Raw genomic sequence first — 16,415 nt, 5'->3', positions numbered from 1 at the left:
CAAGGGCGTTGAAAATCGCGGGCGAGGGCGAGACCGCGCTGCTGGCGCGGCGGCTGGCCGAGCGGTTCGACTCGGTCGAGCTCGCCGACCGGCTGGGCGCGGCCTTCCTGTTCCGGCGCACCGGCGGGGCGGCGCTGATCCTCGTCGATGCCGCGCTGCGGCTCGAGGCGAAGGGGGGCGAGGCGGTGCTGACCGCGCTGTCCGACGGCGGCGAGGCGCTGCTCGCCCCGCTCGCCGCGCGGCTGGCGGCGAACCTCGTCGCGCGCGAGCCGCGGCGGTTGGCGCTTCGCTACGATCGCTGCGACGACCCCGACGAGGCGGTGCGCGCCGCCGCGCCGAGCGCGCTCGACCCGCTCCGCGCGCTGGTTTCGGCGATCCGCCCCGCCGACCGCGACGAACGCTTCGCGCTGGTCGCGATGGGGCTGGTCGGGTTCGATCATGTCGACATGGTCGAGGCGCTGCCCCCCGCCGCGCCGGGCGATTTTCCCGACCTGGTGTTCGTCGTTCCCGAGACGCTGGTGGTGGTCGAGCCGGGCGGGGCGAGCCGGGTGCTGAGCCTTGCCGCCGGCGACTCCGACGAGGCGCGCGCGCGGCGGCTCTACCATCTCGCGACCGAGCGGCTGGTGAAGACCGTCGCGCGGTGCGAGCTTCCCGCGCCGCCGCGCGAGGAGGCGCCGCCGCCGCGCAGCGAGGCGGTCCCCGACCTCGACGATGCGGCGTTCGCGGGGGTGGTCGCGCGCTTGAAGGAGCATGTCGCGGCGGGCGACATCTTCCAGGCGGTGCCGAGCCGCGCCTTTCGCGCGCCGTGCGACGATCCGGCGGCGGCGTTCCGCCGCCTCGTCGCCGCGGACCCGAGCGCCTACCAGTATCGCTTCGACACCGGGCACGGGACGCTGTTCGGCGCTTCGCCCGAGACCGCGGTCGAGATCCGCCGCGAAGGCGAGGCGCGCAAGGTCATTGTCCGCCCGATCGCGGGCACCCGTCCGCGCGGGGCGACCGGGGACGAGGACGACCGGCTCGAGGCCGACCTGAGGCTCGACCAGAAAGAGAATGCCGAGCACATGATGCTGGTCGACCTGGCGCGCAACGATGTCGCGCGGGTGGCGATACCGGGGACCCGGCGGGTCACCCGGCTGCTCGACACGCTTCGCTTTCGCCGGGTGATGCACCTCGAATCGACGGTCGAGGGCGAGCTTCCCGGCGACGCCGACGCGATCGACGTGATCCGCACCTGCCTCAACGTCGGCACGCTGTCGGGGGCGCCCAAGCTCAGCGCGATCGACCTCATCCGCCGGGTCGAGGCGAGCCCGCGCGGGCCCTATGGCGGGGCGATCGGCTACCTCACCGGGGACGGGGCGATGGACACGGCGGTGGTGATCCGCTCGGCATTGGTGCGCGGCGGGGTCGCCGAGGTTCGCGCCGGGGCGGGAGTGGTCGCCGACAGCGTTCCGCTGGCCGAGGCGGCGGAGACGCGGGCGAAGGCGAGCGCGGTGCTGGCGGCGATCGGTGCGGTGGCATGAACATCCTGCTGGTCGACAACCGCGACAGCTTTACGTTCAACCTCGCCGAGGCGTTCCGCTCGGCGGGGGCGCGCGTCGAGGTGGTGCGCAACAGCATCGACCCGGCGACGGCGCTGGCGCGCGCCGAGGCGAGCGGGGCGGCGATTCTGCTGTCGCCCGGGCCGGGCGCGCCCGCCGACGCGGGCTGCTGCCTCCAACTCATCGCGCTGGCGAAGGGCCGGGTGCCGCTGATCGGCATCTGCCTCGGCCACCAGGCGATCGTCGAGGCGGCGGGCGGGACGGTCGAGCGCGCGAAAGAACCGGTCCACGGGCGCTGCTCGTCGCTGGTGCACAATGGCGAGGGCGCGTTCGACGGGCTGCCGAGCCCGCTCACCATCGGCCGCTACCACAGCCTGTGCACCCCGGCGGCGAGCCTGCCCCCGGGGATCGTCGCCGACGCGGAGCTCGAGGGGATGGCGATGGCGATCCGCGACGAGGCGGGGCTGGCGATCGGACTCCAGTTCCACCCCGAGTCGATCCTGACCCCGCGCGGCGACCGTCTGATCGCCGGAATGCTGGGCTGGGCGAAGGCGCGACTGGCCGCCCCGACGCCCGTTGCCCAAACGCCTGCCCCCGCCTAGATGGAGGAGGAACAGACCAAGGACCGCCGATGACCCAGTTCGACGACCGCGAGCGCGCCTTCGAGGCGAAGTTCGCCCATGACGAGGAAATGCAGTTCCGTATCACCGCGCGCCGCAACCGGCTGCTCGGCGAATGGGCGGCGCGGCTGATGGGGCTGACCGAGGTCGAGGCCGAGGCCTATGCCAAGGACGTGGTCCGCGCCGATTTCGAGAATGCCGGCGACGAGGACGTGGTCCGCAAGCTGCTGGGCGACCTGACCCAGGCCGGGGTTGACGTCGACGAGGCGAAGATCCGCGAGGCGATGGGCCACAAGTCGGTCGAGGCGCGCCGCCAGATCATCGAGCAGATCAACTGATGCCGATGCGTGCCGACGAGATCGAGGCGCTGATCCTCGCCGCGATGCCCGACGCGGCGGTCGAGATCCGCGACCTCGCCGGCGACGGCGACCATTATGCGGCGAAGGTGATCAGCCCGTCCTTCGCCGGTTTGAGCCGGGTTCGCCAGCACCAGCTGGTCTACCAGGCGCTCGGCGGGCGAATGGGCGGCGAGCTTCACGCGTTGCAGCTCGAGACCGCCATTCCTTCCGGAGACCATCAATGAGCGACGACACCCGCCAGCGGATCGACCAGATCGTCCGATCCAACGACATATTGCTGTTCATGAAGGGCACCGCGCTGTTCCCGCAGTGCGGCTTTTCGAGCCGCGCGGTGGCGATCCTCGACCATCTCGGCGCGCCGTTCGAGACGTTCGACGTATTGCAGGACCCCGAGGTCCGCGCGGGAATCAAGGAATATAGCGACTGGCCGACCATTCCGCAGCTTTACGTTCGCGGCGAGTTCGTCGGCGGCAGCGACATCATGATGGAAATGTTCGAAAGCGGTGAGCTGAAAGCGCTGGTCGACGGGACCGACGCCTGAGCCGGGGCGATCCGGTCGCCCCGCGCCGCCTTCCCGGAATCAAGGAAGGGACGGTGAGGGGGGACCAGAAAACCACCCTCACCGTCCCTTCGATTGGTTTGTGGAACCAAGTGGACGAATGACATGATGCACCCGCCGTGCCAAATTGAAGGAATGGCGGAAAACGGGGAAAATATTCCTGTGGCCCGAGTGCGCTCCTTCGCCTCCTGTCAAAAATCCCGACGTTTCGTGGCCGCGGTTCGATGATCGTCGCCGACGTCACCCAGAGCTGGTCGGCGGTCGGCGGGGGGGTCGGCACCTATTTGCGCGCCAAGCGCCGCTATCTGCTCGAGCGGACGGAGGCGACCCATGTGATGGTGCTCCCCGGACCGCGCACCGAGACGCTGGTCGAGGCGGGCGGACGCGCGATATCCTGTTTCGTGAAGTCGCCCCCGGTGCCGTTCAGCCCCAACTACCGGCTGATGCTCGACAACCGCGCGGTGCGCGCCGCGCTCGCCGCGCACCGGCCCGACGTGATCGAGTGCCAGGACGCCTATAATTTGCCGTGGGCGGCGCTTCGCCATGCGCGGCGGAACCCGGGGACCGCGGTGGTCGGCGCCTATATGACCGATTTTCCCACCGCCTATGTGTCGCGGCCGATCGGCAAGGTCGCGGGGGCCGCGGTCGGCGGGGCGCTGGCGCGGCTCGCCTATGCCTATGTCGGCCAGCTCTACCGCCGGTTCGACCTCGCTTACGCGCTGAGCCGTCACGGCGGCGCCGACAAGCTCGAGCGCGCGGGCGTGACCGGGGTCGAGGTGGTGCCGCTCGGCGCGGACATCGACGCCTTTTCGCCGGACCTGCGCGACGAGGGGTTTCGCGCCGCGCTCGGGGTCGCGCCGGGGCAGGCGCTGCTGGTCTATGCCGGGCGGATGGACGCCGAGAAGCGCGCGCAGACGGTGGTCGACGCCTTTCTCGCGCTACCCGAGGAACTGGGCGCGCACCTGCTGCTGCTGGGCGACGGGCCGCTGCGCGAAAAATTCGTCGCGCAGGGCGCGGGGCGGCGGCTGCACGCGCTTGGGTTCGTCGGCGAACGCGCCCGGCTGGCGACCGCGCTGGCGAGCGCCGACCTCTACGTGTCGGGGATGGCCGACGAGACCTTCGGCCTGTCGATCGTCGAGGCGCAGGCGTCGGGGCTGGGAATCGTCGGGGTCGCCGCGGGGGCGATGATCGACCGGGTGCCCGCCGCGCTCGGGCGGCTCGGCCCGGTCGGCGACGGCGCGGCAATGGCCGACAATATCCGCGCGATGCTGGGCACCGACCTCGTCGCGCTTCGCGGCGCGGCGCGCGCCCATGCCGAGCGCTATAGCTGGACCGCGACGATGGACCGGCTGGTGGGCGAGCTCTATCCGCTCGCCCGCGCTCGCGCCGCGGCGAGTGCCGGGCGAGCCCCGGTGCGTGGCGGCGCGCCGCTCGCCGAGGCCTGAGCTCCCGCCGCCGCGCTTCACCTGACGCGCGTTTGCTGTCACAACGGCGCGCGTGGAGGCGCCGTTCGAAAAGCTGGAGACGCTGGAGGTCGCGATCGGGCGGGTGCTGGCGCGCAACCCGTCGCCCTACACCTACACCGGCACCCAGACCTACCTTGTCGGCAGCCACGAGCTGGTGGTTATCGACCCCGGCCCCGACCGGCCCGACCATGTCGCGGCGGTAATCGCGGCAATCGGCGGGCGTCCGGTCAAGGCGATCGCCTGCACCCACACGCACAACGACCATTCGCCCGCCAGCCGCGCGCTGAAGGAGGCCACCGGCGCGCCGATTATCGGCTGCGCCCCGCTCGCGCTCGATAGCGACGGCCCGCGCGCCGACGCCGCGTTCGACCCCGACTATGCGCCCGACGAGGTGCTGGACGACGGGCAGTCGATCCTGTTCGACGGCGGCTGGCGGCTGACCGCGGTGGCGACCCCGGGGCATACGTCGAACCACCTCTGCTTCTTCATGGACGGCAACGGTGCGCTGTTCACCGGCGACCATGTGATGGGCTGGTCGACCACGGTGGTGGTGCCGCCCGACGGCGACATGGGCGCGTACATGGACAGCCTGCGCAAGCTGCGCGCGCGCGAGGACCGCATCTTCTACCCCGCGCACGGCGCCCCGGTGACTCGACCCGACCAGTATCTGCGCGGGCTGATCGGCCACCGGATGCAGCGCGAGCGGCAGATCCTCGGGCTGCTCGCCGAAGGGGTGACGACCATTCCCGCGATCGTCGCCGCCGCCTATCCCGGGCTCGACGGGCGGCTGGTCGGGGCGGCGGGCGGGACGGTCGCGGCGCATTTGCTGGACCTTCGCGCGCGCGGGCTCGTTGAGGAGGGCGAGGGAGAGACATGGACGCCGAGCCCCAGCAACGCCTGACGCGAACGCCGAGGATCGAACGCCCCGTCGCGATCGGGCTGATCGTACTCGCGCTGCTGCTCGGGCTGGTGATCGGCCCCGTGCTGGGCGTCGGCAAGTGGCTGATGGGCGGATCGAACCCCGAGACGGTGGCGACCTCGGCGCTCCAGTCGATGCGCGCGCAGAACCGGCTGGTGCCGTTCGTCGCGCGCTACGTATCGGTGGTGACCAGCAGCGAGAGCCGGCTCGGCGGGCTGCTGTCGGCGCAGCGGACGCTGATCCTGCCCGGCGACGTGCGCTACGAGCTCGACTTGTCGAAGCTCGGCCCCGGCGACGTCAAGTGGAACGGGGCGACCAACACGTTGAGCGTGAACCTTCCCGAGATCGAGATCGCGGGGCCCGAGGTCGACCTCCACAATGCGCGCGAATATGGCGCGGGCGGGCGGCGCGGGGGGGGGACCCCGGCGGGGGCGAGCCCCGACCAGGCGAATCGCGACCGCGCGGTCGCCGACCTTCGCAAGCAGGCTTCGGCACCGGTGCCGATGGGGCTTGCGCGCGAGGCGGGGCGGCAGGCGATCGAGCGAAGCTTCGCGATGCCTCTGCAGGCGGCGGGGTTCAAGGACGCCAAGGTGGTCGCGCGCTTCCCGGGCGACGGCGAGCCGCTGAACGGCGAAGTGCTCGACCATAGTCGCAGCTATAACGAGGTCATGACGTCGAACCGGGGGTGACTCGGCTGTGTTAGTCTGGTAAAGCACCCGAGTCTCGTAAAGGGGGGACTCACATGGCAACCACGATCGACGCGATCGCCGGCAATCGTCCGGGCGGTCGCGGCTACATGGCCGACCAGGCCTTTTTCACGCGCTACGCGATTTTCCTGGCCGCCTTCATCCTGTTCGGCTTCATCCAGTTCGAGCTTCGCGGCTTCGTCGACATCCGCACCGTGCCGCCGATCTTCCACCTGCACGGCGCGGTGATGGTCAGCTGGCTGGCGCTCGGCGTCGTCCAGAATCTGCTGATTTCGAAGATGCAGGTGAAGACTCACCGCACGGTCGGCTGGATCGGCGCGGCGCTGGCGGTCGCGGTGGTCGCGGTCGGCATGGCGGCGGGGCGCGCGGCGCTCGGCTATCACAGCGTGCCGCCCTTTTTCACCAACGCCTATTTCCTTTCGCTCACGCACGTCGAGCCGCTGCTGTTCGCGCTGACCGTCGCCTGGGCGATCGCCAAGCGCCGCGACACCCAGTGGCACCGGCGCCTGATGCTCGCCTCGACCATCCTGATCGCCGAGCCCGCGCTCGGGCGGCTGCTGCCGATCCCGCTGCTCGGCGGCTGGGGAGAGTGGGTAATCCTGGCGGTCCAGCTGCTGTTCGTCGCGGTGCTCACGCGGCACGACCGCAAGCAGCTCGGCCACGTCCATCCCGCGACGCTGGCTGGGGCCGGCGTGCTGGTCGCCAGCCACGTGCTGGTGACGCTGGCAGCGATGGTCCCCGCGGTACAAAGTGCCGCGGCGCTTGCCGGGGCGTAAGCCTCACCATATCTCGGGCGGCGGCAGCGTTCCGCCGCCCGGGAGAATGACGTGACCGAACAGCCGGCCAGCCTGAAGGGCCTCGACCTCCTCGCCGAGATCGACCGGCTGAAGCGGGAGCGAAACGCGGTCATCCTCGCCCATTATTACCAGAAGCCCGAGATCCAGGACCTCGCCGATTTCGTCGGCGACAGCCTCGACCTGTCGCGCAAGGCGGCGGCCACCGACGCCGAGGTGATCGCCTTCTGCGGGGTTCGGTTCATGGCCGAGACGGCGAAGATATTGTCGCCCGACAAGACCGTGATCCTGCCCGACATGGACGCGGGGTGCAGTCTCGAGGACAGCTGCCCGCCCGACCAGTTCGCCGCCTTTCGCGCCGCGCACCCCGACCATATCGCGCTGACCTACATCAACTGCTCGGCGGCGGTGAAGGCGCTCAGCGACGTGATCGTGACCTCGTCGAGCGCCGAGCAGATCCTGTCGCAGATCCCGGCCGAGCAGAAAATCATCTTCGGCCCCGACCGGCACCTCGGCGGCTATCTGGCGCGCAAGACCGGGCGCGAGATGTTGCTGTGGCCGGGCATCTGCATCGTCCACCAGGCCTTTTCGGAAACCGAGCTGCTGAAGCTCAAGGCCGAATATCCCGACGCGCCGGTCGCGGCGCATCCCGAGTGCCCGCCGCACATCGTCGACCATGCCGACCTCGTCGGCTCGACCCGCGCGATCCTCGACTTCGCGCTGGCCTCGCCCGCCGAGACGACCCTCGTCGCGACCGAGCCGCACATCATCCATCAGATGGAAAAGGCGGCGCCGCACAAGCGCTTCATCGGGGTGCCCGGGGGCGACGGCAACTGCAACTGCAACATGTGCCCCTACATGGCGCTCAACACGCTCGAGAAGCTCTACGTCGCGCTGCGCGACCTCGAGCCGCGAATCGAGCTCGACCCCGAGACGATGGCCGCCGCGCGGGTGCCGCTCGAACGGATGCTCGACATGGCGGGCGGAACCGTGGGGCAGGGCGACGTCGGTCGCCCGAAGCTGGCGGGCGATTAGGTCCTTTCGTCTCCGTCCCGGAACGATTCGCCGTGAACCGGGGTTATGATGAACGTTAACCTCGGGCGGGGTTCAGAAACCCATGCCAAGGTCAGGCGTTGCCCCAGGCAGACATCGAAAACAAAACAGAGGAAACGACCCATGAACCGCAGTTTCACCAAGGCCGTCAGCGTCGCCACGCTCGCCGCGGTCACCGCCACCAGCTTCGCCGGCGTCGCCGACGCGCGCAAGCGTCACCGCTATTACGGCTCGTCGCGCTATCACTATAAATATTGCCGCCATTCGCCGGCCACGACCGGTGCGGTTGCCGGCGGCGTCGGCGGTGCGGTGGTCGGCAGCCAGGTGCTTGGTCACGGCTTGCTCGGGATCGGCGCGGGCGCCGTCGCGGGCGTGGTCGCAGGCAAGGCGATCGACCGGACGCTGACCGCCCGCCAGCGCTGCTACTACCGCTAAGCGAGACCGGCGTGCGCCGACCGGCGCATAGAGGATGGAGCGCGGAGCCTCGCCGAGGCCCCGCGCTCTTTCTCGTTGGGCTCGTCCACCTCGGGCTCGCGCTGCTGTTGCTGCGCGGGCTTGGGGTCGACGTGACCCGCCCGGCCGAGGTGGTGACTCGGATCGTCGACATCAGCATTCCGCCGCCCCCGCCGCCGGTCGTCGAGGTCAAGCCGCGCGAAATCGCCAAGTCAAAGCCCGCCGCTGCCGCCCCCGCGCTTCCCGCGCCCAAGGGCGGACCGAAGGGGCCGGCGAAGGTCAAGCAGGTTCAGCCCGACGTTACCCGCGTTCCCTACCCGGTGCCGCGCCCGGTCGCGCCGGCGGGCGGAGGGCAGGGCAGCGGCACCGCGCTCGGCGCCGGCGCCGGGGGCGGGACCGGCGGGGACGGCAATGGCGACGGCGACGGGGAGGGCGGGGGCGACCTCGAGCAGATCGCCGGCGACATCGACGCGCGCGACTATCCGCGCGACCTCGGGCGGAGCGGGATTAGCGGGCGAGTGTTCTTCACCATCCAGGTCGGGGCCGACGGACGAGTCCACGGTTGCCGCGTGACCCGCTCGAGCGGGGTGGCCGAACTCGACAGCCTGACCTGCCGGCTGGTCCAGTCGCGGTTCCGCTACCGGCCTTCGACCGATCGCTACGGACGGCCGATCGCCGACGAGGTCGACGGCGAACAGGACTGGATCGCCCCGCGCTAGCGAAGGCGTTCGGCGCGGCCTTCGACGATCCCCGTTTCCGGGTGATATTTGTCGAGATGCTTCTTGATGATCTTCAGATTGTAACTGTTCGACCGGTAGAGCATGTTGGGGATCGCGCCGACCACCGGGATCACCGACAGCAGGCCGAGCGCCCAGTTGACCCCGACATTGCCCGCCATCCGGCTCATCTGCCATTTCGACATGCCGAGGTTGCGCGCTTCCCAGATGATGTAGCTGCCGAGCGCGGTCGCGGCGAGGTCGCCGACCACCGGGATGAGGTCGAGCAGCGCGTCGAGCCCGACCTGCTGCCTGGTGCCGGGAATGACGAACAGCCGCTCGAGCAGCTTTTCCATCGCTTCGACCCGCTGGCGGACCGAGGCGGGATCGCGGTCGAGCGGGATGGGGCTGGTGATCGGCATCAGTTGCTTGCTCCGGGTCGGTCCTTCAACCCTGCCAACGGATGGCGCGCGTATCGGTTCTCCTGGAATCCGGGAAGCGTCCTGGCGACCAGCGACCAGCGCACCGGGGCGGCGAGCGGGATGAACAGCTGCGCCTCGTCCATCATCTGCGCGGCCTGAACGAGCAGCAGCGTGCGCTGGAGCGGGACCTGCGTGCCGCGCGCGGCGTCGAGCAGCGGGTCGGCCTTCGGTTCGCACACCGGGGTCCAGTCGCAGCGGAACTGGCGCAGGAACCAGGCGGCCGAATCCGACGGGGCGACCTTGTCGACGAGGGTGAAGTCGGCGGGCCGGCCCGGCGCGGCGCGATCGACGGCGAAACCGAGCGGTCCCCAGTCGGCGCGCAGCCGGGCGAGCAGCAGGTCGCCGCCGGGAGTGGCGGGAAGCGCGAGCGTCAGCGGCTCGGGCGCGATCAGCGGCGCGTTGCCCGCGGTGGGCTTTGTCTTGGGCCCGGGCTTGGGGGCGGGGCGGACCGCGTGCGCGGCGGCGATCAGCGCGGCGCGGCGCTGGTCCAGCGGCTGGGCGAGCCATGGCGGCTGGGTCGGGTCGGGCATCGCGTAGAGCCCGCCTTGGAGCAGCGTCGCGCGGCCGCTCAGCCCGGGGACGCCGAGCGACCTGACCAGCGCGTCGCGGTCGATCGCCTGGCTGAGGATCCGCCGCAGCCGCGGGTCGGCGGCGGGGCCGTCGCGGCGCCCCGGGACGAGCCCGAACAGCCCGGCGACGGGATCGAATCGCAGCGTTCCGCGCGCGAGCTTGGCGGCGGTGGCAAGCGGCAGGTCGTCGACCGTCCCGCCGAGCACGAGATCGACCTCGCCCGCCGCGAAGCGCGCGATTGCGGGGGCGGCCGGGGCGACGCCGAGCGAGACCTCCTCCGCCGCGCTGTCGTCTCCGTCGCGGCCGGGCTCGGTATGGCGGAGCAGAAGCGGGCCGCCCGGCTTGCTGCGGGCGGGAACGAGGGCGAAGGGGCCGGTGCCCTCACCGTCGCGGATCAGCGCGAAGTCGGGTTCGGCGAGCAGCGCGAGCAGGTTGGGACGCGGCGCGGTGAGGCGAATCTCGATCACCCGGTCGGTCATCGGCACGACCTCGTCGATCGCGCCGATCGCGTCGCGGGTGGCCTGCCCCGGGCGTGCCTGGCGCATCGCGTTGAGCATCCGCGCGACGTCGCGCGCGGTGATCTTCTCGCCGGTCGGCCAGTTCTGGGTCGCCAGCCGGAAAATGAAGCTCGACCCGTCGTCGCTGACGTTCCACCGCTCGGCGAGGCCCGGGTCGATCTGCCCGGCCTCGTCAAACCGGACCAGCCCCTGCGCGATCGCCCCGCGAAGCACCGCCGAGGCCTCGTTCGCGGGCTCGCTCCCCGCCGTGCCGAGCACCGGTGGCTGGTCGCCGATCACCAGCACCCGGGTCGCGCCGTCCTCGCCGCGCGAACAGCCTGCGAGCGCGGCGGCGAGGAGGAGCGCGGCGGGCCAGCGGCAGCGGTTGCGACGAGGCGATGGCATCGGCGCGATGGTAGCCGTAATGGTCGGTTCAGCAACCACTGGATATTCCAGCCGGGCTGTATTATTCGAATAAGGCAGTGGAAGCGGAACACCCCTTCGAGACCGACGGACCGTGGCGGCGTGGCGGGCTCGACATCGAGCAGCTTCCCGACCCGTTCGCGCCGCCGCCTCCGCCGCCGCCGGCCGAGGAGGCGAAGCCGCGCCGGCGGTGGAAGCGGTGGCAGATCGTCGGCTCGGCGATCGGCGCGCTGTTCCTCGTCACCATCCTGTGGCTCGTCATTACCGCGCCGCTCGGTCGCGCGCTCGAGCCGCTGCGCAACCCGGCGATGCTGCTGGTGTCCGAGGAGGGGCGGCCTATCGCGCTTCGCGGGGCGATCAAGGAAGCCCCGGTCGACGCGGCGAAGCTCAACCCGCAGACCCCGGCGGCGTTCATCGCGATCGAGGACCGGCGCTTCCGCTCGCACTGGGGGATCGACGTCCACGCGATCGGGCGCGCGGCGCTCGCCAACCTTCGCGCGGGCGGGGTGAAGCAGGGCGGATCGACGATCACCCAGCAGCTCGCCAAGACCAGCTTCCTGTCGTCGAACCGGAGCATGAAGCGCAAGGCGCAGGAAGTGATCATCGCCTTCTGGCTCGAGGCGTGGCTGAGCAAGGACGAGATCCTCTCGCGCTACCTGTCGTCGGTCTATTTCGGCGACGGGGTCTACGGGCTGCGCGCGGCGGCGCATCATTATTTCGGGCGCGAGCCCGAGAAGCTGACGCTCGCCCAGTCGGCGATGCTGGCGGGAATCGTCAACGCGCCGTCGCGGCTCGACCCATACGACCATCTCGCCGCGGCGCAGGCGCGCGGGCGACTGGTGCTCCAGGAAATGGCCGACACCCGCGTCATCAGCCTCGCGCGGGCGCGCGCGACGCCGTCGGCGCGGCCGATCCCGCAGCGCTCGCACATCCCCTCGGGCACCTACTTCGCCGACTGGGTCGCGCCGCAGGCGCAGGGCGCGTTCGAAAGCGACTATGGGCAGGTCAAGGTCCGGACCACGCTCGATTCCGACCTGCAGCGGCTGGCGACCCGCGCCATCGCCGGCGCGCCGGCGGGGTCGCAGGCGGCGCTGGTGGCGATGCGGCCCGACGGACGGGTGGTGGCGATGGTCGGCGGGCGCGACTATGCCGCCTCGCCGTTCAACCGCGCGGTGCAGGCGCGGCGCCAGCCGGGCAGCGCGTTCAAGCTGTTCGTTTATCTCGCCGCGATGCGCGCCGGTTACACCCCCGACAGCCTGGTCGAGGACCGGCCGGTGACGATCGGCGGGTGGAGCCCGAAGAACAGCGACGGCGTCTATCGTGGCCAGATCACGCTGCGCGAGGCGTTCGCGCGATCGTCGAACGCGGCGACGGTGCGGCTGGCGGAAAAGGTCGGGCGGGGCAACGTCATCCGCGCCGCGCGCGACCTCGGCATCGCCTCGCCGCTCGACGACAAGCCGAGCCTCGCGCTCGGCACCTCGGGGGTCAGCCTGCTCGAATTGACCGGGGCCTATGCCGCGCTCGCCAGCGGCCACTACCCGGTCGCGCCGACCGGGCTTCCGCCCGATTCGAAGGCCGAGGAGTCCGGCTTCACGCAATGGCTTGGGCGCGGGGGAACGCTCGACCGCGGGCGCGACTGGGCGCCGATGCTCGACCTGTTGTGGAGCGCGGCCAACCAGGGCACCGGGCGGCGCGCCGCGCTTTCGATCGCGACTTTCGGCAAGACCGGCACGACGCAGGACAACCGCGACGCGCTGTTCGTCGGCTTCGCGGGGGACCTGGTGGTCGGGGTGTGGGTCGGACGCGACGACAACAGCTCGCTCGGCGCGGTCACCGGCGGGTCGGCCCCGGCGCAGATCTGGCGCGCGTTCATGGCCCCGGCGATCGCCATCGACCGGCAGGCCTACCCCGCGCTTCCATGGCGCGCGCCCCAGCCCCAGCCGTCCGAACCGACGCCGGGCGACTGGCAGTCGCCGCTGCCCCCGGGGTTCGACGATCCCGACAAGGTGCTGCGCAAGGTCGGCGACTTCCTCGACCAGCTGTTCGGCGACGAGCGCAGGGGTCGCTGACGGCGGTTCGAACCCTCGCGAAAATTTTTCGTGGTTAACGCGCCGATACCATGGCGCTTTAAAACTTTCTCAACTCCTCGGGCGGTATTTCCCTCTCAACCGGGTGCCAAATCGAGCGGCATTCGGCGGGGGGAGTGGATCCCCAGTGGAACCTGAAGGAGACCAGACATGGCGAAGTTTCTTAAGCTGATTCGCAACAACGAGGGTGCCACCGCGATCGAGTACGGCCTGATCGCCGCGCTGATCGCCGTCGCCGCCATTGGCGCGATGTCGGGCATCGGCTCGAAGCTCAGCACGACCTTCAACAACGTCGGTTCGAGCCTCAAGTAAGCTCGGCCTCACGGTTGAAACGGGGCGGCGGTACCGGAAGGTGCCGCCGCCTTCGTTTGCGCGTCAGCGGTTCGCGACACTCCGCGCGCAGGGCGCAGCCGCCGCGGCGGGATCGCCGAGCCCGTCCCACAGCGCGGCGTTGAACCGGGCGGTGTCGAGCCGGTCCTCGCTGCTGAAATCCTGCCCCGCCATCGCCGACGCCCACCAGGCCGAATCGCGTCGCGGACAGGCGCTTGCGGTCGTCGCCGGTGCGAAGCGGCTCGCCGGGATCGGCAGCGCGGTCGAGCGCAGCGCGGCGGCGGCGACGGCGTCGAAACGCCAGTGCGCCAGCGCGGGGTCGGGGTCGAACAGGTCGGCCATCGGCATCGCCAGCGCGTCGTTGAGCCCGAGCGGTTTCAGCCCGAGCAGCGCGCCGATCGTGCGGACCACGCTGACCGTGGTATAGCGGGTCGAGATCACCGCGCCGCGCCGGACGTGCGCGCCGACGACGAGCGCGATCGAGCGGCGCGCATCGACATGGTCGGCGCCGTTCTGGGCATCGTCCTCGATCACGAACACGACCGTCGAGGCGGCGTCGCGGCTCCTCGACAGCCGCTCGATCACCAGCCCGAGCGAATAGTCGTTGTCGGCCATCTGCGCTTCGACCGTGTCGACCCCGTCGATCGCCTTGTCGAACGAGCCGAAATGATCGTGGCTCAAGCGCAGCAGGGTCAGCGCGGGGACCGTTCCCGCGGCGTCGGCGGCATCGAACTCGCGCTGCCATTCCTTTACCCGCCAAAAGTCGGCGAGCCGCTGGTCGAAGCCGCGAAAATAGGGGTCGCTGCGGGTCGCGAGCTGGCGGTCGGCGGGGGTCCACACCGTCCGCTTTTCGGCGAACGGGTCGCGGATCGGCGGGACGTCGCCCGGCGCGCCCGAATCGTAGACCGAGGCATCGGCGAAGCCGTAGTTGCGAACGCTGAGGCCCGCGCGGATTGCCGCGTCCCACAGGAAACCCTCGTTCGGCCGCCGGTCGTCGTCGGCGTCGGGCGCGGTGAGCAGCGCCGGGCCGGGCAGGATGTCGGGGTCGTCCGGGGTCTTGGGGTTGGTCGCGACGCGCCCGGCGAGCGACTGGCTGGCGGCGATGTTGCGGTCGGTCCCCTCGGCCTCGTAGGCGAGGCCGCGCCCGGCGTAATTCACCGGCACGGTCTTTTCGAGCAGATCGGTCTCGCGTCCCGCGGTCGACCAGGTCCAGCCGCTGCTCGACACCTCGCCGCTGTCGAAGAATCGGTCGAGCGTGACGAACTGGCTCGCCAGCCGGTGGTGGTTGGGGGACAGCGCCCCGCCGAGGATCGCGAGCCGCGGGTCGCCGTCGGCGCCGGGAAGGTCGCCGAGCAGCTGGTCGTAGGTGCGGTTCTCCTTGATGATGAACACCACGTGCCGGATCAGCGGGCGGAGCCGCGCGATCGCCGCCTCGGCGCGCCGCCGCGTCGCGCGATCCGCGAGGCCGAGGTTGGCGGCGACCTGCCGCGTTGCTGCCGCGAGGATCGCCGGGGTCGGCTCGGGCAGCGTCAGCAGCCCCGCCTTTTCGAGCTGCCAGATATATTGGTTGGCGGCGCCGCAGGCGTTGGGCTGGGCGCGGGCGATGGCCAGCCTTGGCGCGCAGCCCTGCGGGTTGGGGCCGGGCGGGCTCTTGCGGTTGGCGACGAACAGCCGGCTGCCCGCGCGCGCCACCGCGCTCGGGTACCAGCCGGTCGGGAGCAGCGCGTCGATCGATCCGCTTCGGCCGACGATGGCGAGCGCGTTGATCCCGCCGAGCGTGACGAGCAGCCGGCCGTCGTTGCCGAGCGCGAGGCCATTGGGGTTGAGCCCCTTGGCGAGCGGCGCGCCGAGGCTGGCGGGGAGGGCGAGCCGGGGCTCGGACCGGAGGCGGCCGGTCGCCAGGTCGAGCAGCGCGAGCCGGTCGCCATTGTCTTCGGTCGCGACCAGCCGCCCGCGCGCGGGATCGGCGAGAAGCGCGGTCGGCTCGGCGAGCGTGTGGGTGCGACCGGCGACGCGCAGCCGGTCCCCGGAGATGGCGAGGCGGACGATCTCGCGGTCGCGCGGGGCGGAAACGAACGCGGTGCCGGCGGCGGCCCACGCCACCGCGAAGGGGGAGCTGCCGCCGGGAACGCCGCGTTTCGCGCGGTCGATCTTGCCGGGCCTGAGGTCGAGCTCGGCCACCACGCGACGGGCGGCGAAGTCGACCAGGCTGACGCTGTCGTTGTAATAGTTGGCGACCAGCGCGCGGCGGCCATCGGGGCTGAACGCCACTCCGGCGGCCTGCGGCTGGACGTCGGCGCCGTTGCCGGCCTTGTGCCCGAGCGCGACGTCGCCCGCGGGATCGAACCGGTCGCCGCGGCGGGCGAACAGCAGCAGCTTGTCGTCGACCCCGCCGCCGACCGCGAAGCCGGTGCCGTCGGGCCGCCATGCGATCCCGCCGAAGCTGTTGGGCACGGGCAGCGTCTGCACCCAGCGCGCGCCGTCCGGCCCTAGCGCGTAGCGAAGCACGAACTGGGTGGAGGCGGCGTCGATTTCCTTGCCGTCGGCGCCGTTGACCTTGTTGTAGCCGCTGGTGAGCACGAGCAGCTCGCGGCCGTCGGGCGACAGCGCGAGCGCCGCCGCGCCGTCGGCGACATAGTCGGGACGCGGGCCGTCGCGCACGGTGAGCGGCTCGAAACGCGACCCGGGGACCGCTGTCGGGGTGAGCATCTGGCCGGTCGGCAGCGCGATCGGCGGCAGCGGCTGGGCTGAAAGCGGGGCCGCCGACGCGAGGAGAAGGAGGGCAGCGGGCAGGTGAGGGCGCATGGCGGGTCTCCCGGGGGTCGGTCGCACCGCCCTACCT

Annotated in this window: 17 protein-coding genes; 14 read left to right on the top strand and 3 right to left on the bottom strand. The window is 71.3% G+C overall.

Annotated elements, in window-relative coordinates; genetic code table 11:
* The first annotated feature begins 8 nt into the window (after positions 1 to 8).
* The 12 genes from ABDK56_RS04285 to ABDK56_RS04230 all read left to right on the top strand — a co-directional run bounded on the left by ABDK56_RS04285 (position 9) and on the right by ABDK56_RS04230 (position 9,187).
* Positions 9 to 1,520, top strand: a complete 1,512-nt coding sequence (locus ABDK56_RS04285) for a chorismate-binding protein (protein ID WP_349806906.1) — start codon at positions 9 to 11, stop codon at positions 1,518 to 1,520.
* The gene (locus ABDK56_RS04280) at positions 1,517 to 2,140 is read left to right on the top strand and encodes an anthranilate synthase component II (protein ID WP_349806905.1); all 624 of its coding nucleotides are present in this window, start codon (positions 1,517 to 1,519) and stop codon (positions 2,138 to 2,140) included. The genes ABDK56_RS04285 and ABDK56_RS04280 overlap by 4 nt, the downstream gene beginning before the upstream one ends.
* Positions 2,141 to 2,169: 29 nt before the next feature.
* Positions 2,170 to 2,496 carry a DUF1476 domain-containing protein gene (locus ABDK56_RS04275; protein ID WP_349806904.1) on the top strand — a complete coding sequence of 109 codons (327 nt, stop codon included), beginning with the start codon at positions 2,170 to 2,172 and terminating at the stop codon, positions 2,494 to 2,496.
* Positions 2,496 to 2,741: a BolA family protein gene (locus tag ABDK56_RS04270; RefSeq protein ID WP_349806903.1), complete on the top strand. Its 246-nt coding sequence runs from the start codon at positions 2,496 to 2,498 to the stop codon at positions 2,739 to 2,741. The genes ABDK56_RS04275 and ABDK56_RS04270 overlap by 1 nt, the downstream gene beginning before the upstream one ends.
* A complete protein-coding gene (grxD, locus tag ABDK56_RS04265; protein WP_349806902.1) occupies positions 2,738 to 3,058 on the top strand; it encodes a Grx4 family monothiol glutaredoxin in 321 nt (106 codons plus the stop codon). Before ABDK56_RS04270 ends, grxD begins: the two co-directional genes overlap by 4 nt.
* 242 nt (positions 3,059 to 3,300) lie before the next feature.
* Complete coding sequence (locus ABDK56_RS04260; protein ID WP_349806901.1) at positions 3,301 to 4,521, top strand: glycosyltransferase; 1,221 nt, start codon at positions 3,301 to 3,303, stop codon at positions 4,519 to 4,521.
* 52 nt (positions 4,522 to 4,573) lie between these two features.
* Complete coding sequence (locus ABDK56_RS04255) at positions 4,574 to 5,443, top strand: MBL fold metallo-hydrolase (RefSeq protein WP_349806900.1); 870 nt, start codon at positions 4,574 to 4,576, stop codon at positions 5,441 to 5,443.
* Complete coding sequence (locus ABDK56_RS04250) at positions 5,416 to 6,150, top strand: DUF4230 domain-containing protein (RefSeq protein ID WP_349806899.1); 735 nt, start codon at positions 5,416 to 5,418, stop codon at positions 6,148 to 6,150. Before ABDK56_RS04255 ends, ABDK56_RS04250 begins: the two co-directional genes overlap by 28 nt.
* A gap of 53 nt (positions 6,151 to 6,203) precedes the next feature.
* Complete coding sequence (locus ABDK56_RS04245; RefSeq protein WP_349806898.1) at positions 6,204 to 6,944, top strand: hypothetical protein; 741 nt, start codon at positions 6,204 to 6,206, stop codon at positions 6,942 to 6,944.
* 51 nt (positions 6,945 to 6,995) lie between these two features.
* Entirely contained in the window at positions 6,996 to 7,997 is a 1,002-nt protein-coding gene (nadA, locus tag ABDK56_RS04240) for a quinolinate synthase NadA (RefSeq protein WP_349806897.1), read from the top strand.
* A gap of 141 nt (positions 7,998 to 8,138) precedes the next feature.
* Positions 8,139 to 8,450, top strand: coding sequence for a hypothetical protein (locus ABDK56_RS04235; RefSeq protein ID WP_349806896.1), 312 nt, complete (start codon positions 8,139 to 8,141; stop codon positions 8,448 to 8,450).
* Positions 8,451 to 8,557: 107 nt separating this feature from the next.
* On the top strand, positions 8,558 to 9,187 hold the full coding sequence (locus ABDK56_RS04230; protein ID WP_349806895.1) for a TonB family protein: 630 nt from the start codon (positions 8,558 to 8,560) through the stop codon (positions 9,185 to 9,187).
* Here ABDK56_RS04230 and ABDK56_RS04225 read toward each other — a convergent pair.
* Both ABDK56_RS04225 and ABDK56_RS04220 read right to left on the bottom strand, forming a co-directional pair.
* Positions 9,184 to 9,606 (bottom strand): DUF4112 domain-containing protein, encoded by a 423-nt coding sequence (locus tag ABDK56_RS04225; protein ID WP_349806894.1) that lies wholly within the window; start codon positions 9,604 to 9,606, stop codon positions 9,184 to 9,186. The two genes, ABDK56_RS04230 and ABDK56_RS04225, sit on opposite strands and share 4 nt — an antisense overlap.
* A complete protein-coding gene (locus ABDK56_RS04220) occupies positions 9,606 to 11,138 on the bottom strand; it encodes an ABC transporter substrate-binding protein (protein ID WP_349806893.1) in 1,533 nt (510 codons plus the stop codon). Before ABDK56_RS04220 ends, ABDK56_RS04225 begins: the two co-directional genes overlap by 1 nt.
* A gap of 77 nt (positions 11,139 to 11,215) precedes the next feature.
* Between ABDK56_RS04220 and ABDK56_RS04215 the strand changes: the two genes are divergently transcribed.
* Positions 11,216 to 13,225 carry a transglycosylase domain-containing protein gene (locus ABDK56_RS04215; RefSeq protein ID WP_349806892.1) on the top strand — a complete coding sequence of 670 codons (2,010 nt, stop codon included), beginning with the start codon at positions 11,216 to 11,218 and terminating at the stop codon, positions 13,223 to 13,225.
* A 168-nt stretch (positions 13,226 to 13,393) separates the two neighbouring features.
* Positions 13,394 to 13,555, top strand: a complete 162-nt coding sequence (locus ABDK56_RS04210) for a Flp family type IVb pilin (protein WP_349806891.1) — start codon at positions 13,394 to 13,396, stop codon at positions 13,553 to 13,555.
* 63 nt (positions 13,556 to 13,618) lie between these two features.
* On the opposite strand, the gene ABDK56_RS04205 is transcribed toward ABDK56_RS04210, so the two are convergent.
* Positions 13,619 to 16,378, bottom strand: a complete 2,760-nt coding sequence (locus ABDK56_RS04205; protein ID WP_349806890.1) for a bifunctional YncE family protein/alkaline phosphatase family protein — start codon at positions 16,376 to 16,378, stop codon at positions 13,619 to 13,621.
* Positions 16,379 to 16,415 lie beyond the last annotated feature (37 nt).

The sequence above is a fragment of the Sphingomonas sp. ASV193 genome (assembly GCF_040203355.1).
Taxonomy (GTDB): domain Bacteria; phylum Pseudomonadota; class Alphaproteobacteria; order Sphingomonadales; family Sphingomonadaceae; genus Sphingomicrobium.
This window is presented reverse-complemented; position numbering and strand designations above follow the sequence as displayed.